This window comes from Mycobacterium sp. (genome assembly GCF_036273375.1).
In the GTDB taxonomy this organism is placed as follows: domain Bacteria; phylum Actinomycetota; class Actinomycetes; order Mycobacteriales; family Mycobacteriaceae; genus Mycobacterium.
Map to the genome: position 1 here is coordinate 1 of NZ_DASUHS010000195.1, position 19,371 is coordinate 19,371.

The 19,371-nt window shown below is 67.7% G+C and carries 21 protein-coding genes; 3 read left to right on the plus strand and 18 right to left on the minus strand.

Annotated features, from left to right (window positions below; translation table 11 throughout):
• On the plus strand, positions 1-593 hold a 593-nt coding region (locus VFW69_RS18110; RefSeq protein ID WP_526503104.1), incomplete at its 5' end, for an A/G-specific adenine glycosylase.
• Between the two features lie 4 nt (positions 594-597).
• Here VFW69_RS18110 and VFW69_RS18115 read toward each other — a convergent pair.
• Positions 598-1,368, minus strand: coding sequence for an alpha/beta fold hydrolase (locus tag VFW69_RS18115; RefSeq protein WP_526503106.1), 771 nt, complete (start codon positions 1,366-1,368; stop codon positions 598-600).
• 63 nt (positions 1,369-1,431) lie between these two features.
• Between VFW69_RS18115 and mhuD the strand changes: the two genes are divergently transcribed.
• A complete protein-coding gene (gene mhuD, locus VFW69_RS18120; RefSeq protein WP_007772332.1) occupies positions 1,432-1,752 on the plus strand; it encodes a mycobilin-forming heme oxygenase MhuD in 321 nt (106 codons plus the stop codon).
• Positions 1,727-3,091: a serine hydrolase gene (locus VFW69_RS18125; RefSeq protein ID WP_526503109.1), complete on the plus strand. Its 1,365-nt coding sequence runs from the start codon at positions 1,727-1,729 to the stop codon at positions 3,089-3,091. The genes mhuD and VFW69_RS18125 overlap by 26 nt, the downstream gene beginning before the upstream one ends.
• A gap of 3 nt (positions 3,092-3,094) precedes the next feature.
• Here VFW69_RS18125 and VFW69_RS18130 read toward each other — a convergent pair whose 3' ends face one another.
• From VFW69_RS18130 to ftsH, 17 genes are all read right to left on the minus strand, one after another.
• Positions 3,095-3,643, minus strand: a complete 549-nt coding sequence (locus VFW69_RS18130; protein WP_526503111.1) for a histidine phosphatase family protein — start codon at positions 3,641-3,643, stop codon at positions 3,095-3,097.
• On the minus strand, positions 3,640-4,425 hold the full coding sequence (locus VFW69_RS18135) for a CbtA family protein (RefSeq protein ID WP_526503113.1): 786 nt from the start codon (positions 4,423-4,425) through the stop codon (positions 3,640-3,642). Before VFW69_RS18135 ends, VFW69_RS18130 begins: the two co-directional genes overlap by 4 nt.
• Before the next feature lie 9 nt (positions 4,426-4,434).
• On the minus strand, positions 4,435-4,650 hold the full coding sequence (locus VFW69_RS18140; protein WP_067938568.1) for a CbtB domain-containing protein: 216 nt from the start codon (positions 4,648-4,650) through the stop codon (positions 4,435-4,437).
• Between the two features lie 243 nt (positions 4,651-4,893).
• Positions 4,894-7,440 (minus strand): ATP-dependent protease ATP-binding subunit ClpC, encoded by a 2,547-nt coding sequence (clpC1, locus tag VFW69_RS18145; RefSeq protein ID WP_526503116.1) that lies wholly within the window; start codon positions 7,438-7,440, stop codon positions 4,894-4,896.
• 322 nt (positions 7,441-7,762) lie between these two features.
• Positions 7,763-8,101, minus strand: coding sequence for a histone-like nucleoid-structuring protein Lsr2 (gene lsr2 / locus VFW69_RS18150; RefSeq protein WP_008263502.1), 339 nt, complete (start codon positions 8,099-8,101; stop codon positions 7,763-7,765).
• Positions 8,102-8,228: 127 nt separating this feature from the next.
• Positions 8,229-9,725, minus strand: a complete 1,497-nt coding sequence (gene lysS, locus VFW69_RS18155; RefSeq protein ID WP_526503119.1) for a lysine--tRNA ligase — start codon at positions 9,723-9,725, stop codon at positions 8,229-8,231.
• 78 nt (positions 9,726-9,803) lie between these two features.
• On the minus strand, positions 9,804-10,619 hold the full coding sequence (locus tag VFW69_RS18160; RefSeq protein ID WP_526503121.1) for a type III pantothenate kinase: 816 nt from the start codon (positions 10,617-10,619) through the stop codon (positions 9,804-9,806).
• A 2-nt stretch (positions 10,620-10,621) separates the two neighbouring features.
• A complete protein-coding gene (panD, locus tag VFW69_RS18165; RefSeq protein ID WP_526503123.1) occupies positions 10,622-11,041 on the minus strand; it encodes an aspartate 1-decarboxylase in 420 nt (139 codons plus the stop codon).
• Complete coding sequence (panC, locus tag VFW69_RS18170; protein ID WP_526503125.1) at positions 11,041-11,979, minus strand: pantoate--beta-alanine ligase; 939 nt, start codon at positions 11,977-11,979, stop codon at positions 11,041-11,043. The genes panD and panC overlap by 1 nt, the downstream gene beginning before the upstream one ends.
• Positions 11,976-12,887 carry a Rossmann-like and DUF2520 domain-containing protein gene (locus VFW69_RS18175; protein WP_526503127.1) on the minus strand — a complete coding sequence of 304 codons (912 nt, stop codon included), beginning with the start codon at positions 12,885-12,887 and terminating at the stop codon, positions 11,976-11,978. The genes panC and VFW69_RS18175 overlap by 4 nt, the downstream gene beginning before the upstream one ends.
• A gap of 114 nt (positions 12,888-13,001) precedes the next feature.
• A complete protein-coding gene (locus tag VFW69_RS18180) occupies positions 13,002-14,468 on the minus strand; it encodes a DUF6779 domain-containing protein (RefSeq protein WP_526503129.1) in 1,467 nt (488 codons plus the stop codon).
• A gap of 123 nt (positions 14,469-14,591) precedes the next feature.
• Positions 14,592-15,068, minus strand: a complete 477-nt coding sequence (locus VFW69_RS18185) for a DUF3180 family protein (RefSeq protein ID WP_526503131.1) — start codon at positions 15,066-15,068, stop codon at positions 14,592-14,594.
• Entirely contained in the window at positions 15,068-15,616 is a 549-nt protein-coding gene (gene folK, locus VFW69_RS18190) for a 2-amino-4-hydroxy-6-hydroxymethyldihydropteridine diphosphokinase (RefSeq protein WP_526503133.1), read from the minus strand. Before folK ends, VFW69_RS18185 begins: the two co-directional genes overlap by 1 nt.
• Positions 15,617-15,689: 73 nt before the next feature.
• Positions 15,690-16,091 carry a dihydroneopterin aldolase gene (gene folB, locus VFW69_RS18195; RefSeq protein WP_526503135.1) on the minus strand — a complete coding sequence of 134 codons (402 nt, stop codon included), beginning with the start codon at positions 16,089-16,091 and terminating at the stop codon, positions 15,690-15,692.
• A complete protein-coding gene (gene folP, locus VFW69_RS18200) occupies positions 16,084-16,935 on the minus strand; it encodes a dihydropteroate synthase (RefSeq protein WP_526503137.1) in 852 nt (283 codons plus the stop codon). Before folP ends, folB begins: the two co-directional genes overlap by 8 nt.
• On the minus strand, positions 16,932-17,534 hold the full coding sequence (gene folE, locus VFW69_RS18205) for a GTP cyclohydrolase I FolE (protein ID WP_526503139.1): 603 nt from the start codon (positions 17,532-17,534) through the stop codon (positions 16,932-16,934). The genes folP and folE overlap by 4 nt, the downstream gene beginning before the upstream one ends.
• A gap of 16 nt (positions 17,535-17,550) precedes the next feature.
• On the minus strand, positions 17,551-19,371 hold a 1,821-nt coding region (ftsH, locus tag VFW69_RS18210; protein ID WP_526503141.1), incomplete at its 5' end, for an ATP-dependent zinc metalloprotease FtsH.

Consider the following 19,371-nt stretch of genomic DNA (forward strand, 5'->3'; position numbering starts at 1 on the left):
TCGCGCGCGACCACGGCGACCAGGTTCCCGAGGACGTCGACACCCTGCTGACGCTGCCCGGAGTCGGCACATACACAGCCCGCGCGATCGCTTGCTTTGCCTATGGCCAGTCGGTACCGGTGGTGGACACCAATGTGCGCCGGGTGGTGGCGCGTGCGGTGCACGGCCTGGCCGACGCGGGCGCACCCTCCGCGACGCGCGACCACGCCGACGTGTCGGCGCTGCTGCCCGAGGACGGAACGGCACCGAAGTTCTCCGTCGCGCTGATGGAACTGGGCGCGACGGTGTGTACGGCGCGCGCGCCGCGCTGTGGGCTGTGCCCGCTGGACCGGTGCGCGTGGCGGCATGCCGGTTATCCGCCCGCGCAGGGCCCGGCCCGCCGCGTTCAGACCTACGCCGGGACCGACCGTCAGGTCCGCGGACGGCTGATGGATGTGTTGCGCGCCAACGATTCTCCGGTGACTCGGGCCGACCTGGATGTGGCGTGGCTGACCGATACCGCACAGCGCGACCGGGCGCTGTATTCGCTGCTGGCCGATGGCTTGGTGACACAGACGCGCGACGGCCGGTTCGCGCTGGCCGGTGAGGAGTAGCCCGTCAGGCCGGCGGATGCGGCGCCGCGAGAAACGACTCGACCGCCGCGCGGTACAGCTGGGGCGCCTCGTCGTGAACCAGGTGGCCGGCTTCCGGGGCCTTCAAATACGTTGTCATGAAGCCGGTTTCAGCCATTTCTTGCATCTGCCCCGGCGGGGTGACTGAGTTGCCGGCCTCGATCAGCAGCGTGGGGGAACGCACCGCGCGCCACTGCGCCCAGTAGTCCCGGGTGCCCCATTCGGCCGCGATTTCGATCCACCGCGCGGTGTAACCGTGCAGCCGCCAACCGGTCTCGGTGCGGTCGAAGGCCTCCAGAAAATACTGGCCGGCGATGGGCCCGAATTCGGCGAAAACCTGCTCGGCGGAGTCGAATTCGACCGGCAGGGCGTGCAGCCACGGTTCCCAGGGGCCGGTGGTGCGGCCGCGGAAGTCCGGCGCCATGTCCTCGAGCACCAGGGCGGAAACCAGTTCGGGGCGCTCGGCGGCCAAGCACCATGCATGCAGGGCGCCCATCGAATGCCCGACCATCCGGACCGGCACCGCCAGCCTGCTCACCACGTCAGCCAGGTCGGCCACGAACCGTTCGGTGCTGATCGGGTGCGGATCTTGAACGTCGCGGCCCCGATGCCATGGCGCGTCGTAGGTGTAGACAGTGCCCAACCGGGTCAGCCAGGGCAGTTGCCGCGGCCAGGTGGTCCCCCGTCCCATCAGGCCGTGCACCAGCACCAGCGGCTCGCCGTCCCCCCCGTGGCAAGTCAACAGGTGGCTGGGCATAGCACCATCTTGCGTGCACCGCCCTGGGCCCCAGCACGGGGATGGGCGGGGTAGCCTAGCGGCATGTCGCCAGTGGTGAAGATCAACGCAATCGAGGTACCCGCCGACGCGGGCCCCGAGCTGGAGAAGCGGTTCGCCCACCGGGCGCACGCGGTCGACAACCAGCCCGGCTTCCTCGGCTTTCAGCTGCTCCGCCCGATCAAGGGCGAGAACCGCTACTTCGTGGTGACCCAGTGGGAGTCCGAAGAGGCATTCCAGGCGTGGGCGCAGGGGCCCGCCATCGAAGCGCACTCCGGCGAGCGGGCGAAGCCGGTGGCGACCGGGGCCTCGCTGCTGGAATTCGAGGTTGTGATGGACGTTGCCGGCAACAAGCAGGCTGGCTAACGGGCTATCGGCCAGGCGCCGCGCACTGGCGCTGAGCGCGGCCGCCGCACTGGTAGTGACATTGGCGCCCGGTTGCGCTCCCAACCCCTCCCCGCAGGCGAACGCGGCGAATCCGGGACGGCAGATCGACACCCGGACCCCGCCCGGGATCCGGGCCCAGCAGACGTTGGACATGCTCAACTCGGACTGGCCCATCGGCCCGGTCGGGGTCGGCACCCTCGCCGCACCCGACAAGGTCGAGTCGGTGGAAACCACCATGGAGGCGCTGTGGTGGGACCGTCCGTTCACGCTCAACGGCGTCGATCTGGGCGCGAGCGTGGCGAACCTGCACCTGACCTCGTCCTACGGTGCGCGACAAGACATCCGGATTCACACCGACGACGGCGGTTCGGTGGATCGTTTCGATCTCGACACTCAGGCGCCCACCATCAGCTCGTGGCGCGACATCGACGCGGTGCTGGGCAAGACCGGTGCGCGCTACTCCTATCAGGTCGCCAAGGTCAACGACGGGCATTGCGATCCGGTGGCGGGCATCAACACGCACGAATCTTTGCCGCTGGCATCCATTTTCAAGCTGTATGTGTTGCATGCGCTGGCGGGCGCGATCAAGAACGGAACGGTGTCCTGGGATGACCAGCTGACGGTCACCGATAAGAGCCGAGCGGTCGGCTCGTCGGGGTTGGCTTTGCCTGCCGGAGCGCATGTTTCGGTGCGCACCGCCGCCGAGAAGATGATCGCCACCAGTGACAACATGGCGACCGACCTGCTCATCGAGAAGATGGGCACACACGCCATCTCCGAAGCGCTGGCCACGGCCGGCCATCACGACCCTGCCAGCATGACCCCATTCCCCACCATGTACGAGTTGTTCTCCGTCGGCTGGGGCAAGCCGGACCTGCGCAGCCAATGGGAGCATGGATCACCGCAAGTCCGCGGGCAGCTGCTGGAGCAGGCGAATTCGACGCCCTATGACCCGGATCCGATGCGGGCCCATTCGCCGGCATCCTCCTACGGTGCCGAGTGGTACGGCAACGCCGAGGACATCTGTCGGGTCCATTCGGCGCTGCAGGCCGAAGCGGTCGGAAAGGCCGCTCCGGTGCGCGAGATCCTCTCCGCGGTCTCAGGTATCCAGCTGGACCACAATGTCTGGCCCTATATCGGCGCGAAAGCCGGTGGCCTGCCCGGTGATCTGACGTTCAGCTGGTATGCCGTCGACAAGACGCAGCAGCCGTGGGTAGTCAGCTTTCAGCTGAACTGGCCGCGCGATCACGGGCCGACGGTGACCGGCTGGATGCTGAAGATCGCCAAGCAGGCCTTCGCCCTGATCGCCCCGCGCTGAGGCTCACAAGCGCAGCGTCCAACGGCCATCCCGAAAATGCATGACGACGCGGCCGACCGGCTCGACGTCGATTCGCCAAAATGATTCTGGGCTGATGTCGAGCGCCGCCACGACCGCCGCCCGGATCACCGCGGGGTGTGTCACCGCCACCGTGCGTAATGGGTTGGCGGTCAACGACGTCAGCCACTGCGCAACCCGCAAGATCAGCTCGGTGATCGACTCGCCGCCGGGCGGCCCGGCGCCCGGTTGGCTCAGCCACGCCTCGAGTTCATCGGGTGGCAGGGCCGCAAGCGCCTCACCGCGCCACCGTCCGCAGTCGAGGTCGGCCAATAGCGGCTCGATTTCGGCTTGCAGGCCAAGCAGTTTCGTGGTCTGCAGGGTGCGCTGCTCGGGTCCGCACAGCTGGCGCTGCGCGGCGCCGGCGACGGTGTCCATCGCCTCAACCTGACGGCGGCCGATCGCGTTCAGCGGTTCGTCGGCGGGAAAACGCCCGTCCGCCATGGCATCCGTCATGCCATGCGAGAGCAGGGTCACCCGGACGACCCCGGTCACGCCGCGATACTCGACGCCTGCCGTGTCCGCACCGAAAGCAGCCGTCCGCTGATCGTCGCGAACACCAGACCGATGCCCGCCCACAGCACCAGCTGTGTGGCCAGCGACAGCAACCTGAACTCGTAGAGGACGTCGGCGGGGAATCCCGGATAGATGATCGTCCCCGCGGCGTCACGCAGCGGTCCGGGTGTCTCGTCCACGGTCGGCAGCAGCACCGCCACCACCACGATCGCCACCAGATACGCTGCGGCCGCCAGCAGTCCCGCGTTCCAGGCACCGAACCGGGCGGCGAGGCGCCGCGCCAGCCAGACCGCGCCGATCGCCAGCACCACCGACACCAGCACTATCACCAGGTACCAGCCGGTGCGCGCTCCGATCGTGTCGGCCTGTCCGACCGCCGGTGGGTTCGGCGGATACTTCACGAACGGCACCACGTACACCGCCCCGAACGCGCCGGCGGCCAACAAAAGCGAGAGCCTCTGCGGCTGGCCTACTTCCGCGCGCGCACAGACGATGCTGAACAGCACTGCGAACAGCGCGCCCATGGCGAGGCCGAAGATCAGCACACCGAATCCCAGCCCGGGGCCCGATTGCACGCCGCGGGTGAACAACTCTGCGCCGTGCTCGTGCACGCCGTGCGCATTCTCTGCGTCGGTGCGGCCGTCTTCAAAAGCGATTGCGCGACCAATGACGAGCTCGGCGCACAGGCGGGCGAAAACGAACGCCAGCACCGCGCCGACAGCACCCGCCAGAAGACCGCCCCCGATTAGGCGTTTCTCCACGAGACGCAGTCAGTGGCAGGGGAAGCCGAGTAGGTGCCTTGCGTCGTGCACGAACTCGTGCACGTGCGAATCGCTGCCGAACAGCGAGACCGCCCCCTGGTCGACGCCGACGAAGTACAGCGCCAGCAACGCGAGGAAGACGGTCGCCGCCAACCAAAGTGCGGTGCGTGCCGCGGACAGATCAACCGATCGGGTGCGGCTGCCGGTTAGCTGCGGGTGGGACACAATCGACTCCTTCTGGGGATAACGCGTCCCCCTTGGGTATGACGAGCCTCGGGTCTGACTTTGGACAGTGGCGCGACCGTTCTGGACTTTCACCAGATTCCGTTGCACGTCGATGACAACGGTCAGTGTAAACCCGGCGGTTAGCCGAGCGAACGCCGATCAAGGCTGGGGCCTCCACCGTCCAGCGCAGCGAAAACGGGCGGTTAGCTCCGACTGGAACTGACCGCCCGTTTCCCTTGGTCGCTACTGCGCGTCCGGCACCGGATCGCCGGCGCTGTGCGCTCCGGCTTTCGCCAGGTCCGGCTCGGCCGGCGGCTTGCGGGCTCCGGTGAAGGTGAACTTCGCGTCCTCGCCGGCGCTTTCGCCGTCCCAGTTGTCCACATCGACCGTGACTACCTGGCCCGGACCGACCTCCTCGAAGAGGATCTTCTCGGAGAGCTGGTCCTCGATCTCGCGCTGGATGGTGCGCCGCAGCGGGCGTGCACCCAGCACCGGGTCGAAGCCACGCTTGGCGAGCAGGGTCTTGGCCTTATCGGTCAGCTCCATCGACATGTCCTTGGTCTTGAGCTGCTTGCCGACGCGCTCGATCATCAGGTCGACCATCCGGATGATCTCGTCGCGGGTCAACTGGTGGAAGACGATGATGTCGTCGATGCGGTTGAGGAACTCCGGGCGGAAGTGCTTCTTCAGCTCGTCGTTGACCTTCTGCTTCATCCGCTCGTAGTTATTGTCACCGCCGCTCTGGGTGAAGCCCAGGCCGACCGGCTTCGAGATGTCGGAGGTGCCGAGGTTCGAGGTGAAGATCAGCACGGTGTTCTTGAAGTCGACCGTGCGGCCCTGGCCGTCGGTGAGCCGGCCGTCCTCGAGGACCTGCAACAGGCTGTTGTAGATCTCCTGGTGGGCCTTCTCGATCTCGTCGAACAGCACCACCGAGAACGGCTTGCGCCGCACCTTCTCGGTGAGCTGGCCGCCCTCCTCGTACCCGACGTATCCGGGGGGCGCGCCGAACAGCCGCGACGCGGTGAACCGGTCGTGGAACTCGCCCATGTCGATCTGGATGAGCGCGTCGTCGTCGCCGAACAGGAAGTTTGCCAGCGCCTTGGACAGCTCGGTCTTACCCACACCGGACGGGCCGGCGAAGATGAACGAACCCGACGGGCGCTTGGGGTCTTTCAGCCCGGCCCGGGTGCGGCGGATCGCCTTGGAGACGGCCTTGACGGCATCCTCCTGGCCGATGATCCGCTTGTGCAGCTCGTCCTCCATACGCAGCAGCCGGGTCGTCTCGGCCTCGGTGAGCTTGAACACCGGGATACCGGTCCAGTTGCCCAGCACCTCGGCGATCTCATTGTCGTCCACCTCGGCGACCACATCGAGATCACCTGAGCGCCATTGCTTCTCGCGCTCGGCGCGCTGGCCGACCAGTTGCTTCTCGCGATCGCGCAGGCTGGCCGCCTTCTCGAAGTCCTGTGCGTCGATCGCCGATTCCTTCTCCCGGCGCGCCTCGGCGATCTTCTCGTCGAACTCGCGCAGGTCTGGCGGCGCGGTCATCCGCCGGATTCGCATCCGGGCGCCCGCCTCGTCGATCAGGTCGATCGCCTTGTCGGGCAGGAACCGGTCGTTGTTGTAGCGGTCGGCCAGGGTGGCCGCGGCCACCACCGCGCCGTCGGTGATCGACACCCGGTGGTGCGCCTCGTAGCGGTCGCGCAGACCCTTGAGGATCTCGATGGTGTGCTCCACGGTCGGCTCGCCCACCTGCACCGGCTGGAAGCGGCGCTCCAGCGCGGCGTCCTTCTCGATGTACTTGCGGTACTCGTCGAGTGTGGTGGCACCGATGGTCTGCAGCTCGCCGCGGGCCAGCTTGGGCTTGAGGATGCTCGCGGCGTCGATCGCGCCCTCGGCGGCGCCGGCACCAACCAGGGTGTGCAGCTCGTCGATGAACAGGATGATGTCGCCGCGGGTGTTGATCTCCTTGAGCACCTTCTTCAGGCGCTCCTCGAAGTCACCGCGATAGCGGCTGCCCGCCACCAGCGAACCGAGGTCCAGCGTGTAGAGCTGCTTGTCCTTCAGCGTCTCCGGAACCTGGCCGTGCACGATCGCCTGCGCCAGCCCCTCGACGACGGCGGTCTTACCGACACCGGGCTCGCCGATCAGCACCGGGTTGTTCTTGGTGCGCCGGCTCAACACCTGCATCACCCGCTCGATTTCCTTCTCGCGGCCGATGACCGGGTCCAGCTTGCCTTCCATCGCGGCCGCGGTCAGGTTGCGGCCGAACTGGTCGAGCACCAGAGACGTGGACGGGCTGCCGGATTCGCCACCACGTCCACCGGTGCCGGCCTCGGCGGCTTCCTTGCCCTGGTAGCCACTCAGCAACTGGATCACCTGCTGGCGCACCCGAGTCAGTTCGGCGCCCAGCTTCACCAGCACCTGCGCGGCCACGCCCTCACCCTCGCGGATCAGGCCCAGCAAAATGTGCTCAGTGCCGATGTAGTTGTGGCCGAGCTGCAGCGCCTCGCGCAGGCTCAGCTCGAGAACCTTCTTGGCGCGGGGCGTGAACGGGATGTGCCCCGACGGGGCCTGCTGGCCCTGGCCGATGATTTCCTCGACCTGGCTGCGAACGCCCTCGAGCGAGATGCCCAGCGACTCCAGCGACTTCGCCGCGACGCCTTCACCCTCGTGAATCAAACCCAGCAGGATGTGCTCGGTGCCGATGTAGTTGTGGTTGAGCATCCGGGCCTCTTCTTGCGCCAGGACGACGACCCGCCGTGCTCGGTCGGTAAATCTTTCAAACATCGGGTTACCTGCTCTCCCTCACATCGGTACAAACCTGTTAGCGGCCCAGTGCCGGTCCCCTGCGGCCGGAATCGCGTACCTGCCTCCACTGTAGTGGTCGGCTTGCCAGCGGGCCTAACCTTGCCGTCGTTCTTCGGTGCGGACCCGCTCGGTCTTTCCCGGGCCAATCTCACCTGCGACTGCCTGCGGCGTTGCGCGCCGTAACTGGAGAAACGTTGCGACGTTCTGATTCGTTTCCCGAGGCGCCCGAAGATTGTTTCGCGCCCAGCGAAACGTCAAACCGGCGCCCGGGCATGGAGCCCGGGCGCCGGTTTGAGAACTGCTAGGTCGCTGCGTGGAATGCGTCGATCACGTCGGCCGGGATGCGGCCCCGCGTCGACACGTTGTGCCCGTTGCGACGGGCCCATTCACGGATGGCAGCGCTCTGCTCGCGGTCGATCGCGCCGCGGCCACGTCCCGAGCCGGAACGCCCACGCCGACGGCCGCCGACGCGGCGACCGGCTTCCACCCATTGCTTCAGATCGCCGCGCAGTTTCGCGGCATTCTTGGACGAAAGATCAATCTCGTAGGTCACCCCGTCAAGCCCGAATTCCACCGTTTCGTCGGCTGCGCCGGCACCGTCGAAATCATCGACCAGGGTGACGGTCACTTTTTTTGCCATTGGCTTACCCTCGCATTTCGTCCTGAGCAGTTACTGAGCAGATTGGATCAAACCTCCCCGGGTCACCAATGTGCCATAGCAGTGAAGCATACTCAATCTGTACGGAAGCCGCACATTGAAACTTTCACTACGACTGGGGCCGAACAATCGGGAACAAAACTGTCTCTCGAATTGACAGTCCAGTCAAAGTCATCAACAACCTGTCGATCCCCATTCCCGTTCCGGTACACGGCGGCATCGCATACTCGAGCGCGGCAAGGAAATCTTCGTCGAGCACCATGGCTTCATCGTCGCCCGCGGCGGCCGCGCGCGCCTGCGCAGCGAACCTCTCACGCTGCACGACGGGATCGTTCAATTCGGAATACCCGGTCGCTAATTCGACGCCGCCCAGATAGAGATCCCACTTCTCGGTGACGCCCGCGATGCTACGGTGCTGGCGCGTCAAAGGCGTTGTCTCGACCGGGAAATCCCTCACAAAGGTCGGAGCGACGAGCGCGTTGCCCACGGAGTGCTCCCACAGTTCCTCGACGATCTTTCCGTGTCCATAGCCCCGGTCAGCGGGTATCTCGACGCCCAGCCGGTCGGCGATTCCGAGCAACTGTTCGACCGGCGTCGCAGGCGTGATCTCTTCACCGAGTGCCGCAGACAATGACGGGTACATTTGAATGGAAGCCCATTCTCCGTCTATGTCGTAGACACCGCCGTCGGGAAGCGGGAGTTGTCGGGTTCCGATCGCCTCATCGGCTACCTCTTGAATAAGCTCACGCGTCACTACTGCCGAATCGTCATAGGTTCCGTACGCCTGGTAGGTCTCCAGCATGGAAAATTCCGGAGAATGGGTGGAATCCGCACCTTCGTTTCGGAACACTCGATTTAGTTCGAAAACCCGGTCAAAACCACCGACGACGCAGCGCTTCAGGAACAGTTCCGGTGCGATCCTCAAGTAGAGATCGATGTCCAGTGCATTGGAATGTGTGATGAACGGCCGCGCGGCCGCGCCGCCGGCCAGCGTCTGCAACATTGGGGTTTCGACTTCGAGAAACCCGCGGCGTTCCAAAGCGTTGCGTATCGCGCGGATGACGGCGATCCGCTGCCGCGCCACCGTGCGCGCCTGCGGGCGCACGATCAGGTCGACGTAGCGCTGCCGTACTTGCCCCTCTTCGCTCATGTCCTTATGCGCGACGGGCAGCGGACGCAGCGACTTGGACGCCATCTGCCAGGAATCGGCCAGCACGGACAATTCGCCGCGCCGTGAGCTGATTACGTTGCCGTGCACGTAGACGATGTCACCGAGGTCGACGTCGGTCTTCCAGGCGTCGAGGGATTGCTGGCCGACCTGATCGAGGCTGATCATCACCTGCAGGCTGGTGCCGTCGCCCTCTTGCAGCGTGGCGAAGCACAGTTTGCCGGAGTTGCGGGCGAAGATCACCCGGCCGGCGACGCCGACGAGGTCATCGGTCGCGGTGTCGACCGGCAGGTCGGGATGGGCGGCACGGACCTGGGCCAGCGTGTGGGTGCGTTCGACGGCGACCGGGTAGGGGTCGTGCCCCTCGGCGAGCAGCCGAGCGCGCTTATCGCGGCGAATTCGGTACTGCTCGGGAATATCCAGGTCGTCGGCACTCACGACGTGCCAGCTTAAAGGACTGTGCTTTGAGGATGCGTCGACGGCTTTGCGTATGCGCTGCGGTGCGAAGCCGGTGTGTCAGCGTGCCGTCTTCAGCCGGCCGCGCTGGACGTCGCGGTTGCGTTCGAAGATCAGCCGCAGGCCGTGCAGAGTCAGGTGCTGGTCGTATTGGCTGACGGTCTGCAACTCAGGCAGCAGCAGCGGCGCGGTGTGGCCGGTGGCGATGATCGCGACGTCGTCGCCGGCAAAGCCGTCCACGTCCTCGCGGACGCGCCCGACCAAGCCGTCGACCAGCCCGGCGAAACCGAATACCGCCCCCGCCTGCATGCACTCGACGGTGTTCTTGCCGACCACAGAACGGGGACGGGTCAATTCCACCCGCCGCAGGGCGGCCGAGCGGGCCGCGGCGGCGTCGGAGGACACCTGCAATCCGGGCGCGATCGCGCCGCCGAGGAATTCACCTTTGGCCGACACGACGTCCACACAGATCGAGGATCCGAAGTCGATGACGATGGCGGGGCCGTTGAACCGGTGAAAAGCGGCCAGGCAGTTGACAATTCGGTCGGCACCGACTTCCTTGGGATTGTCGACGAGCAACGGGATGCCAGTGCGTACCCCGGGCTCGATGAGCACGTGCGGCACCGAAGGCCAGTACTGGTCGAGCATGACCCGCACCTCGTGCAGCACCGAGGGGACGGTCGACAACGCCGCGGCGCCGGTGAGCCGCTCTGAATCGTCGCCGATGAGGCCGTCGATTGTCAGCGCCAATTCGTCGGCGGTGATTTCCGCTTCGGTGCGAATCCGCCATTGCTGCACGACATTTGCGTGCTCTTTGGATCCCGATATCAGCCCTACGACGGTGTGGGTGTTACGGACGTCGATCGCTAGCAGCACGACTACCGCGCAACGATCCGGGGATTGAGTAGCTCGGCCGCATCGTCGGGTACGAACGCCGGATCGCTGCCCAGGTCGATCGGCTTGTTGTCGGCGTCGACGAAGACGATCCGCGGCTGGTATGCCCGCGCCTCCGCCTCTTCCATGGTCCCGTAAGCGATCAGGATCACCAGGTCGCCCGGGTGGACGAGATGTGCGGCCGCACCGTTGATTCCGATCACGCCGCTGCCGCGTTCGCCGGTGATCGCGTAGGTGACCAGCCGGGCGCCGTTGTCGATGTCGACGATGGTGACCTGTTCGCCCTCGAGCAGGTCCGCGGCGTCCATCAGATCGGCGTCGATGGTCACCGAGCCGACGTAGTGCAGGTCGGCCTGCGTGACGGTGGCGCGGTGGATCTTCGACTTGAGCATCGTCCTTAGCATCAATTCCTCCAAGGTGAGTGGGCGTATTCGTGGTGTCCGTCCGGCCCAGCGGTGCCGGCGGGTGTTTCGATCTGCATTTCGATGTTGTCCAGCAGTCTGGTGGTGCCCAGCCGTGCCGCAACCAGCAGCCGGGCGCAACCGTGGGCGGGCGCCGGGCCGAGCCCGGCGTCGCGCAGCTCGAGGTAGTCGACGGTGAGGTCGGACACTGCGTCGAGCACCGCGCGCGCCGCGGCGAGAGCGGCCGCGCCGCCATGGTGTGCGGCATGCGCACCGGCTGTGAGCGCAGCCGAAAGCGTCACGGCCAGTTCGCGTTGCGTGGGGTCCAGGTAGCGGTTGCGCGACGACATCGCCAGGCCGTCGGATTCCCGGACGGTCGGCACCCCGACGACCAGCACGTCGATGTTGAGGTCGGCGACCATCTGACGGACCATCACCAGCTGCTGGTAGTCCTTCTCCCCGAAGAAGATCCGGTCCGGTCGCACGATCTGCAGCAGCTTGCACACGACGGTGACCATGCCGGCGAAATGGGATGGCCGGACACCTCCCTCGAGCTCGGCGGCCAGCGGGCCCGGCTGCACGGTGGTGCGCAAACCGTCGGGATACATCGCGGCGGCCGTTGGGGTGAAAACGATTTCGACGCCCTCGGAGCGCAGCAGTGCGACGTCGTCGTCCAGGGTCCGGGGGTAGGCGTCGAGGTCCTCGCCGGCGCCGAATTGCAACGGGTTGACGAAGATCGACACCACCACCACCGCGCCGGGCACCCGCCTGGCCGCGCGCACCAACGCCAGGTGTCCGTCGTGCAGTGCGCCCATGGTGGGCACCAACATCACCCGGCGCCCGGTGTGGCGCAGGGCGCGGCTGACGTCGGCAACATCGCGCGGGGCGGAGTAGACATTGAGTTCGCCCGCCGTGAAGGCCGGGGACTTGCCGGGTCTCATGGTGCCAGTACCTCCACGACGTCCTTGGGGGCATGCGCGCGCTGGGCGGTCCGCAGGGCGTTCATCCGGTACGCCTGCGCCAACTCCGGCCCGACCTGACCCAGCGCGGCCAGGTGCCCCGCGACCGCGGCAGCATCGCCACGCGCGACCGGACCGGTGAGCGCAGCCTGCCCGCGTTGCAGGGTGTTCTCCAGCGCGGCCCTGGCCAGCGGTCCGATGACGCGTTCGGCGATGCCGCCCGGCTGGTCGTCGACAGTCTGTTGGCCGAGCAGTTCGCTGCCGCGCAGTGCGGCGCGCAGCGCGTCGAGCGCGTCGGCGAGCACGGTCACGATGTGGTTGCCGGCGTGGGCCAGGGCGGCGTGGTACAGGACGCGGGCGTCCTCGGCGACGCAGAACGGTTCGCCGCCCATCTCCAGGACCAACGATTGCCCGATCGCGTATCCGATTTCGTCGCCCGCGGTGACGCCGAAGCAGGAATCCGCCAGCCGGCTGATGTCTTCATCGGAGCCGGTGAACGTCATCGCCGGGTGGATCGCCAGCGGGATGCAGCCGTCCTGGGCCAGCGGCTCGAGAATGCCGATCCCGTTGGCGCCGGACGTGTGGGCCACGATGGTTCCGGGCCGCACCGCCGACGTCGCGGCCAATCCGGATACCAGGCCGGCGAGTTCGCTGTCGGGGACCGCGAGCAGCAACAACTCGGCACCGGCGGCCACCTCCGGCGGCGTTGCCACCGGCGTATCGGGCAGCCGGCGTTGTACGCGCTGCCGCGAGGCATGCGAGATGGCGCTGCACGCCACCACGACATGGTCCGCGCGCTCCAGCGCGACACCGAGAGCGGTGCCGACCCGGCCGGCCGAGATGATTCCCACCTTGAGCCGAGCTGGGCGCAGACCGTCGAACTGCACCATCGCAGACGACCTCACAGATATCTTGTTCGTTCCGGTCCCACGTGGTGGGTACCGTTCGGTCACTACGACTGTAGTCGATTACCAGGCGTTACCCAATGTGAGGAAGCTCCCAGCTCAGCCTTCGCGGCGACGTCGCCGGCCGCCTTGGGAGGGCTGCACCTGCAGGCGGGCCAGCAGATCGGCCACCGACTGGCCGCCAGTAGCGGTGCCTTCTCCCGCGCCATTGGGGTCCTCTTGCTGCGGGTCACCGCCGTGCCGGGGCGCTTGCTCCGGTGCCGGCGGCGGCGCCAGGCGTGGCGGCGGGGGCGCGCCGGCGGATGGGCCCTGGTGCGTCGGGGGAGCCGGCGGCGGGGGTGGCGGCGTCGCGGCCGCCGGCGGGGGCGGCACGGCAAAAGCTCCGGGCGACGGCTCGTTAGTGGGTGAAAAATTGCCCATCCCGTAGTCGTGGTACTCGGCCGAATGGCGAGACCTTGCCTGGCGGCCGGAGTCGCCGTACGGCGGTGGCGGCGCCGGCTCGACGGGCAGGCCATCCCAAGCTTCGTCGACGCCCGAATGCCGGGCACGCCGCCGCCCCCCGGCCAAGTCCGCACGTGAATCGGCGCCGGCCCAATTGCTACCAGGAGCACCGGGAGGCAACCACTGGCCTGCCGCGGCGGCGGGCTGCCAACCCTCCCCCGGCCACTGCGCCTGGGGTTGTAGTTGCGGTTCCGCCGCTGGTTCTGGTTGGGGCTGCGGCGCCGGCTCCGGTTGGAACTGCGTCGCCGGCGCGGCCGGCGGCGATTGGTGGCGAGGCTCGAACCGCGGCTCCGCCGGTCTCGCATAGGGGGACCCCTCGGCGTACGAAGGCTCGTCGGCGTACGAAGGCTCTTCGGCGTACGCCGGATCCTGGGCAGGTTCGTACTGGTGACGGACCCGCTCCCGCCGGGGCGGCGGCTGCTGTCGCGGGGGGATCAGCGGTTCCTCGGGCACGTCGATGATGGCGTCGTCGGCGCGGCCGGAGTTGTCCCGCGGCACCGACGTCACGCGGTCGCTGGACACCCAATCGACCGGAGTGTCGCGGGGGTTCTCGCCGTTGCGATCCCACTCGCTGTACGCACGCTCCGGTTGCGGCTCGGCGTCGGGCGTGCCGCCGAGGGCCGGGCGGTGCGCGAGGTCGGTGTCGAAGAGGATTTCCAGACTGGTCCGCAAGGCGGAAAGTTCCGCACGCAACTCGGCCAGATCGTCGGCGGCCTGAGCGCGCAGCTCGGAGGCCAGCTCGCGACGCAGCTGCGACTCGACGGTCAGCTCGTATTCACGCCGGGCCGAGATCTCCCGGTCCAGCTGCAGGTCGTAAACCAGCTTGAGGTCGCGGACCCGGGACTGATCGGCGTCACTTTGGCGGCGATAGAGCACGGAAACGAAGGCGCCGGCGACTGCGGCCCACAGCGCCAGGATTACAGCGAGCTTGAGAAGTTCCACCCGATTGGTGAAAACCAATGCGGAACTGGCCCCCATCGCGAGGACCAGCAACGCCGTCAAGAGCACCCACCCCGGCCTGCGGCCGCCGCGCCGGACTCGGGCGCCGCGGGACAGAACGGTCATGGCCTGAGAGTACCTGCGCGAGGTCAATCCGCGTGTCGCGCGGCTTCGGCGATTCTCGCGCGGGTTATCCGCGGGGCCGCGAGAGTCAACCGCCCGGCCGCCGCCGGCAATCCTGGCGCCGGGCTAGCTTTCCGCACCCTCGCCGTGCTCCGTCGGATCCGGCGGCGACTTGCAGCAATGTTGGAGCCACAGCGCGGAAACCAGCAGCGCCAGTGCGCTGACGGCCGCCACCACGGCCCCCGAGGTGTCCTCGGCGGCGGCCCGCAACCAGGATTTGCGGGGCAGGAAGTACACCAAGATGCCGACCCACCAGCCCAGCATCAACGCGCCCACCCAGGCGGAGGCCTTCGCGACCATCAGGCTGCGCGCCACCGGAAGCGGGTGCAGCCAACCCGGACCGGACCCGATTTCGCCCTCGTTGATCCTGGCTCGCACGTAGCGCGCCCACAGCGCCTCGACGATGGCCACGGCCAATAGCGACAGGCCGGTCCACACCGTGATCGGCGGAAACCACCGGTAGAGGCCCTTGACCAGCAAATAACCCATAACGGCGGCGCCGACCACCGCGGCGGTCAGGTCACGCTTACGGGTGGGCCCCATCAGCTCGTGGGCCCCCGGTCGGCCGCCGGCTTCTCGTTCGGCCGAAGCGTCAGGCCGGTCGGCCGCACGCCGTCCCGGTCGGCCGCTTCCAGCTGGGCGAGCAGGCCGGCGACCGGCTGCGGGCCGTCGGCCAGCGTCAGCCGAGCCTCCGGGTCGACATCCAGCCATGGGATGAGCACGAAAGCGCGTAGATGGGCCAGCGGATGCGGCAACGTCAGATTGTTCTCCCGGGAGATCACCTCGGTTGGGCCGTGGCAGGCGATCAGGTCGACGTCGAGGGTGCGCGGGCCCCAGCGCTCGCCGCGCACCCGGCCCGCCGCGCGCTCGAAATCCTGCGCCCGGGCCAGCCAGCGCTGCCCGTCGCAGGCCGGGTCGTCGGCGATCAGCACCGCGTTGAGGAACGGCGCCTGATCCACCCGGCCCCAGGGGTCGGTCTCGTACACCGGTGACACGGCGAGCACCGCCTCCCCCAGCCCGTCGACGACCGACTGCAACCGCGCCAGCCGGTCACCCAAATTCGAGCCGATGGACAGCACGACTCTGGTCATGGGCGCCGCTCTCCCCCGCAAGCGGGCGGTACCCCAACGATCCCGGCCGAGCCCGCAGCATCGTCGGCGCGCGTCATAGCGCCCCGCCCGCCGGTACCACCGAGCCGCGGCCGCCGCGGCGCGACCGCCGCACCACCACGGCGACGTCGGCGAACTGCTGCGGGATCGGAGCCTGCGGCTTGTGCACCATCACCTCGACGGCGTGCACGCGTTCGTCGTCCATCACCTGGTCGGCGATCTGGGCTGCTACGGTTTCGATCAGATTGCGCGCGGGTCCGGCGACCACGTCGGCGGCCAACTGGGCCAGCGCGGAGTAGTCGTAGGTGTCGGCCAGTTCGTCGCTGTCCCCGGCGCCGACGAGGTCGATCCACACCGTGATGTCGACGACAAAGTCCTGACCATTGGCGCGCTCGTGGTCGAAAACCCCGTGTTGTCCACGAACCTTCAAGCCGCGCAGCTCGATTCGATCAGCCATGGTCTCCAGCCAGTTCCGTGTGCGACCCGTCGGTCCAGGCCGCTACGACCTTGAGGGCGTCGACCGTGGCCCGCACATCGTGCACACGCACCCCCCAGGCTCCATGCAAGGCGGCCAGCGCTGAAACCACCGCGGTGGCCGTCTCACGCCCATCGGGCGGTCGTGGCGAACCGTCGGCCCCGGCTAACAACGTACCGAGGAACCGTTTGCGCGATGCACCCAAGAGCACCGGGACGCCGGTGGCGACCAATCGCGGCAGGGCATGCAGCAGTGCCCAATTGTGTTGTCCCGTCTTGGCGAATCCGAGTCCCGGATCGATCATCAGCTGGCCGGGGTCGACACCGGCAGACACCGCGGCGTCGACGCTGGCCAGCAGTTCGTCGCGCACCTCGGCGACCACGTCGCGGTAGTGCGGCGCCGCGTGTGGCCGCTCGGCCGAGACCGATCGCCAATGCATAAGGACCCAGGGCACTTTCACGTCGGCCACCAGCGGCGCCATAGCGGGGTCGGCGCGGCCGCCGGACACATCGTTGACGATTCGCGCTCCGGCACACAGCGCCGCCCGCGCGACGTCGGCGTGTATAGTGTCGATGCTGACAGTGATGTCTTGTGCTGCAAGTTCTTTGACGACGGGGATGACCCGGGCCGTCTCGACGAGCGGATCGATCCGCGTGGCGCCGGGCCGGGTCGACTCTCCCCCGACGTCGACGATGTCGGCGCCGTCGGCGACTAGGGCTAGACCACGCGCGACGGCCTTTTCGGGGTCGAGATAACGGCCACCGTCGGAGAACGAATCGTCAGTGACGTTCAGAACTCCCATTACCTGCACAGGCGCCAAACTCACTTACGCAGGATCAGGTCGAGCGCTTCGGCTCGAGAAGCGGCGTTGGTTTTGAACAGTCCGCGAACCGCCGACGTGGTGGTGACCGCTCCGGGCTTGCGGACTCCGCGCATCGCCATGCACAGGTGCTCGGCCTCCACCACGACCATCACGCCGCGCGGATTGAGCTTTTTCACCAGGGCGTCGGCGATCTGGCTGGTGAGCCGCTCCTGCACCTGGGGCCGCTTGGAGTACAGATCGACCAGGCGCGCGATCTTCGACAGGCCGGTGACCCTGCCGTCGTTGCCCGGGATGTAGCCGACGTGGGCCACGCCGTGGAACGCCACCAAGTGGTGCTCACACGTGGAGTACAGCGGGATTTCCTTGACCAGCACCAGCTCGTCGTGATCCTCGTCGAACATCGTGTTCAACACGCTGTCGGGATCGGTGTAGAGCCCGGCGAACATCTCGCGGTACGCGCGGGCGACCCGGGCCGGTGTTTCCCGCAGGCCATTCCGATCGGGGTCTTCGCCTATCGCGTGCAGCAACTCGCGGACCGCGGCCTCGACGCGCTCCTGATCGAACACCCGTGTCGTGGGCATCGCGGTATCCGGCAGCGCCATCGAATCCTCCGTTTGCTCAGCCGTGAGCCGGCGGGTTGGACCGGCTTACGTCGTCATCCTGCCGGTCCGGCGAGCCACCCTCCGGGGCGGGTTGGCCGGGCGGCGGATACGGCGGATAGGCGGGAAGCGGCTGACCCGGGTGCCCGGCGCCGCCCTGCTGACCGGGATAACTTTGCTGACCGCCCGGGTGGCCCTGGTGTCCGGGATAGCTCTGCGGGCCGGCGTAACCGCGTGCCGGTTGCGGCCAGTAGGGCTGCTGGCCAGGCTGCGCGGGCGGATGCCAGTGATTCGGCTGTTGTTGCTGCGGCGGCCAGCCCGGCGCGCGCCAGCCGGCCGGGGCGCCGTAGTCGGGTTGCGAGGACCCCTGCGGCTCCCCCTGACGATTACCGCCTTGAGCGCCATGAGAACCGTTGCTGCCGTTGGTGTTTCGCTCGGCCTCCGCCTGCGCGGCCGCGGCGGCCTCGCTGGCCCGCGCGATGGCCGCCTTGAAGGCGGGCTCTTGAACCGGTGGCGGCCAGGGCTCGCCGCGTTCGATGGCCAGCTCGCCGGGCGTCTTGATCGGCGGTTTGTCCGACGGGATGCGGCCGCCGAAATCGTCGAACATGGTGAGCCGCGGGCGTTTTTCGACACCGGAGAAGATGCCCTCCAGCTCGGCGCGGTGCAGGGTCTCCTTTTCCAGCAGCTGGCCGGCCAAAATGTCGAGAATGTCGCGATATTCGGTGAGGACCTCCCACGCCTCGGTGTGGGCGGCCTCGATCAGTTTGCGGATCTCGTCGTCGATGTCGCGGGCGACCTCGTGCGAGTAGTCAGCCTGCGTCCCCATGGTGCGACCCAGGAACGGGTCGCCGTGCTCCGAACCGTATTTGACGGCACCGAGTTTGGAGCTCATCCCGAATTCGGTGACCATCGCGCGCGCGATCTTGGTCGCCTGCTCGATGTCGGATACCGCGCCCGTCGTCGGCTCCCGGAAGACCAGCTCCTCGGCGGCGCGCCCACCCATGGCAAACACCAACTGCGCGATCATCTCCGAGCGGGTCCGCAGGCCCTTGTCTTCCTCCGGCACCGCCACCGCGTGGCCGCCGGTGCGCCCACGCGCCAAAATCGTCACCTTGTAGATCGGCTCGATATCGGGCATCGCCCAGGCGGCCAGGGTGTGCCCGCCCTCGTGATAGGCGGTGATCTTCTTTTCCTGCTCGCTGATGATCCGGCCCTTGCGGCGCGGCCCGCCGATCACCCGGTCCACCGCTTCCTCCAGGGCGGCGCTGGTGATGACGGTGCCGTTCTCGCGGGCGGTGAGCAGCGCCGCCTCGTTGATGACGTTGGCCAGGTCGGCGCCGGTCATGCCGACGGTGCGTTTGGCCAGCCCGGCTAGGTCGGCGTCCGGGCCGATCGGCTTGCCCTTGGAGTGCACTTCCAGCACTGCTCGGCGGCCCGCCAGGTCCGGGTTGGATACCGGGATCTGCCGGTCGAAGCGGCCGGGTCGTAGCAGCGCCGGGTCCAGGATGTCCGGTCGGTTGGTGGCCGCGATGAGGATGACGCCGGCCCGCGGGTCGAACCCGTCCATTTCGACCAGCAACTGGTTGAGCGTCTGCTCGCGCTCGTCGTGACCGCCACCAAGGCCCGCGCCGCGCTGGCGGCCCACCGCGTCGATCTCGTCGACGAAAATGATGCACGGGTTGTTTTGCTTGGCCTGTTCGAACAGATCGCGCACCCGGGACGCACCGACTCCAACGAACATCTCGACGAAGTCGGAGCCCGAGATCGTGAAGAACGGCACCCCGGCTTCCCCGGCGACCGCGCGGGCCAGCAGCGTCTTACCGGTGCCCGGGGGCCCGTA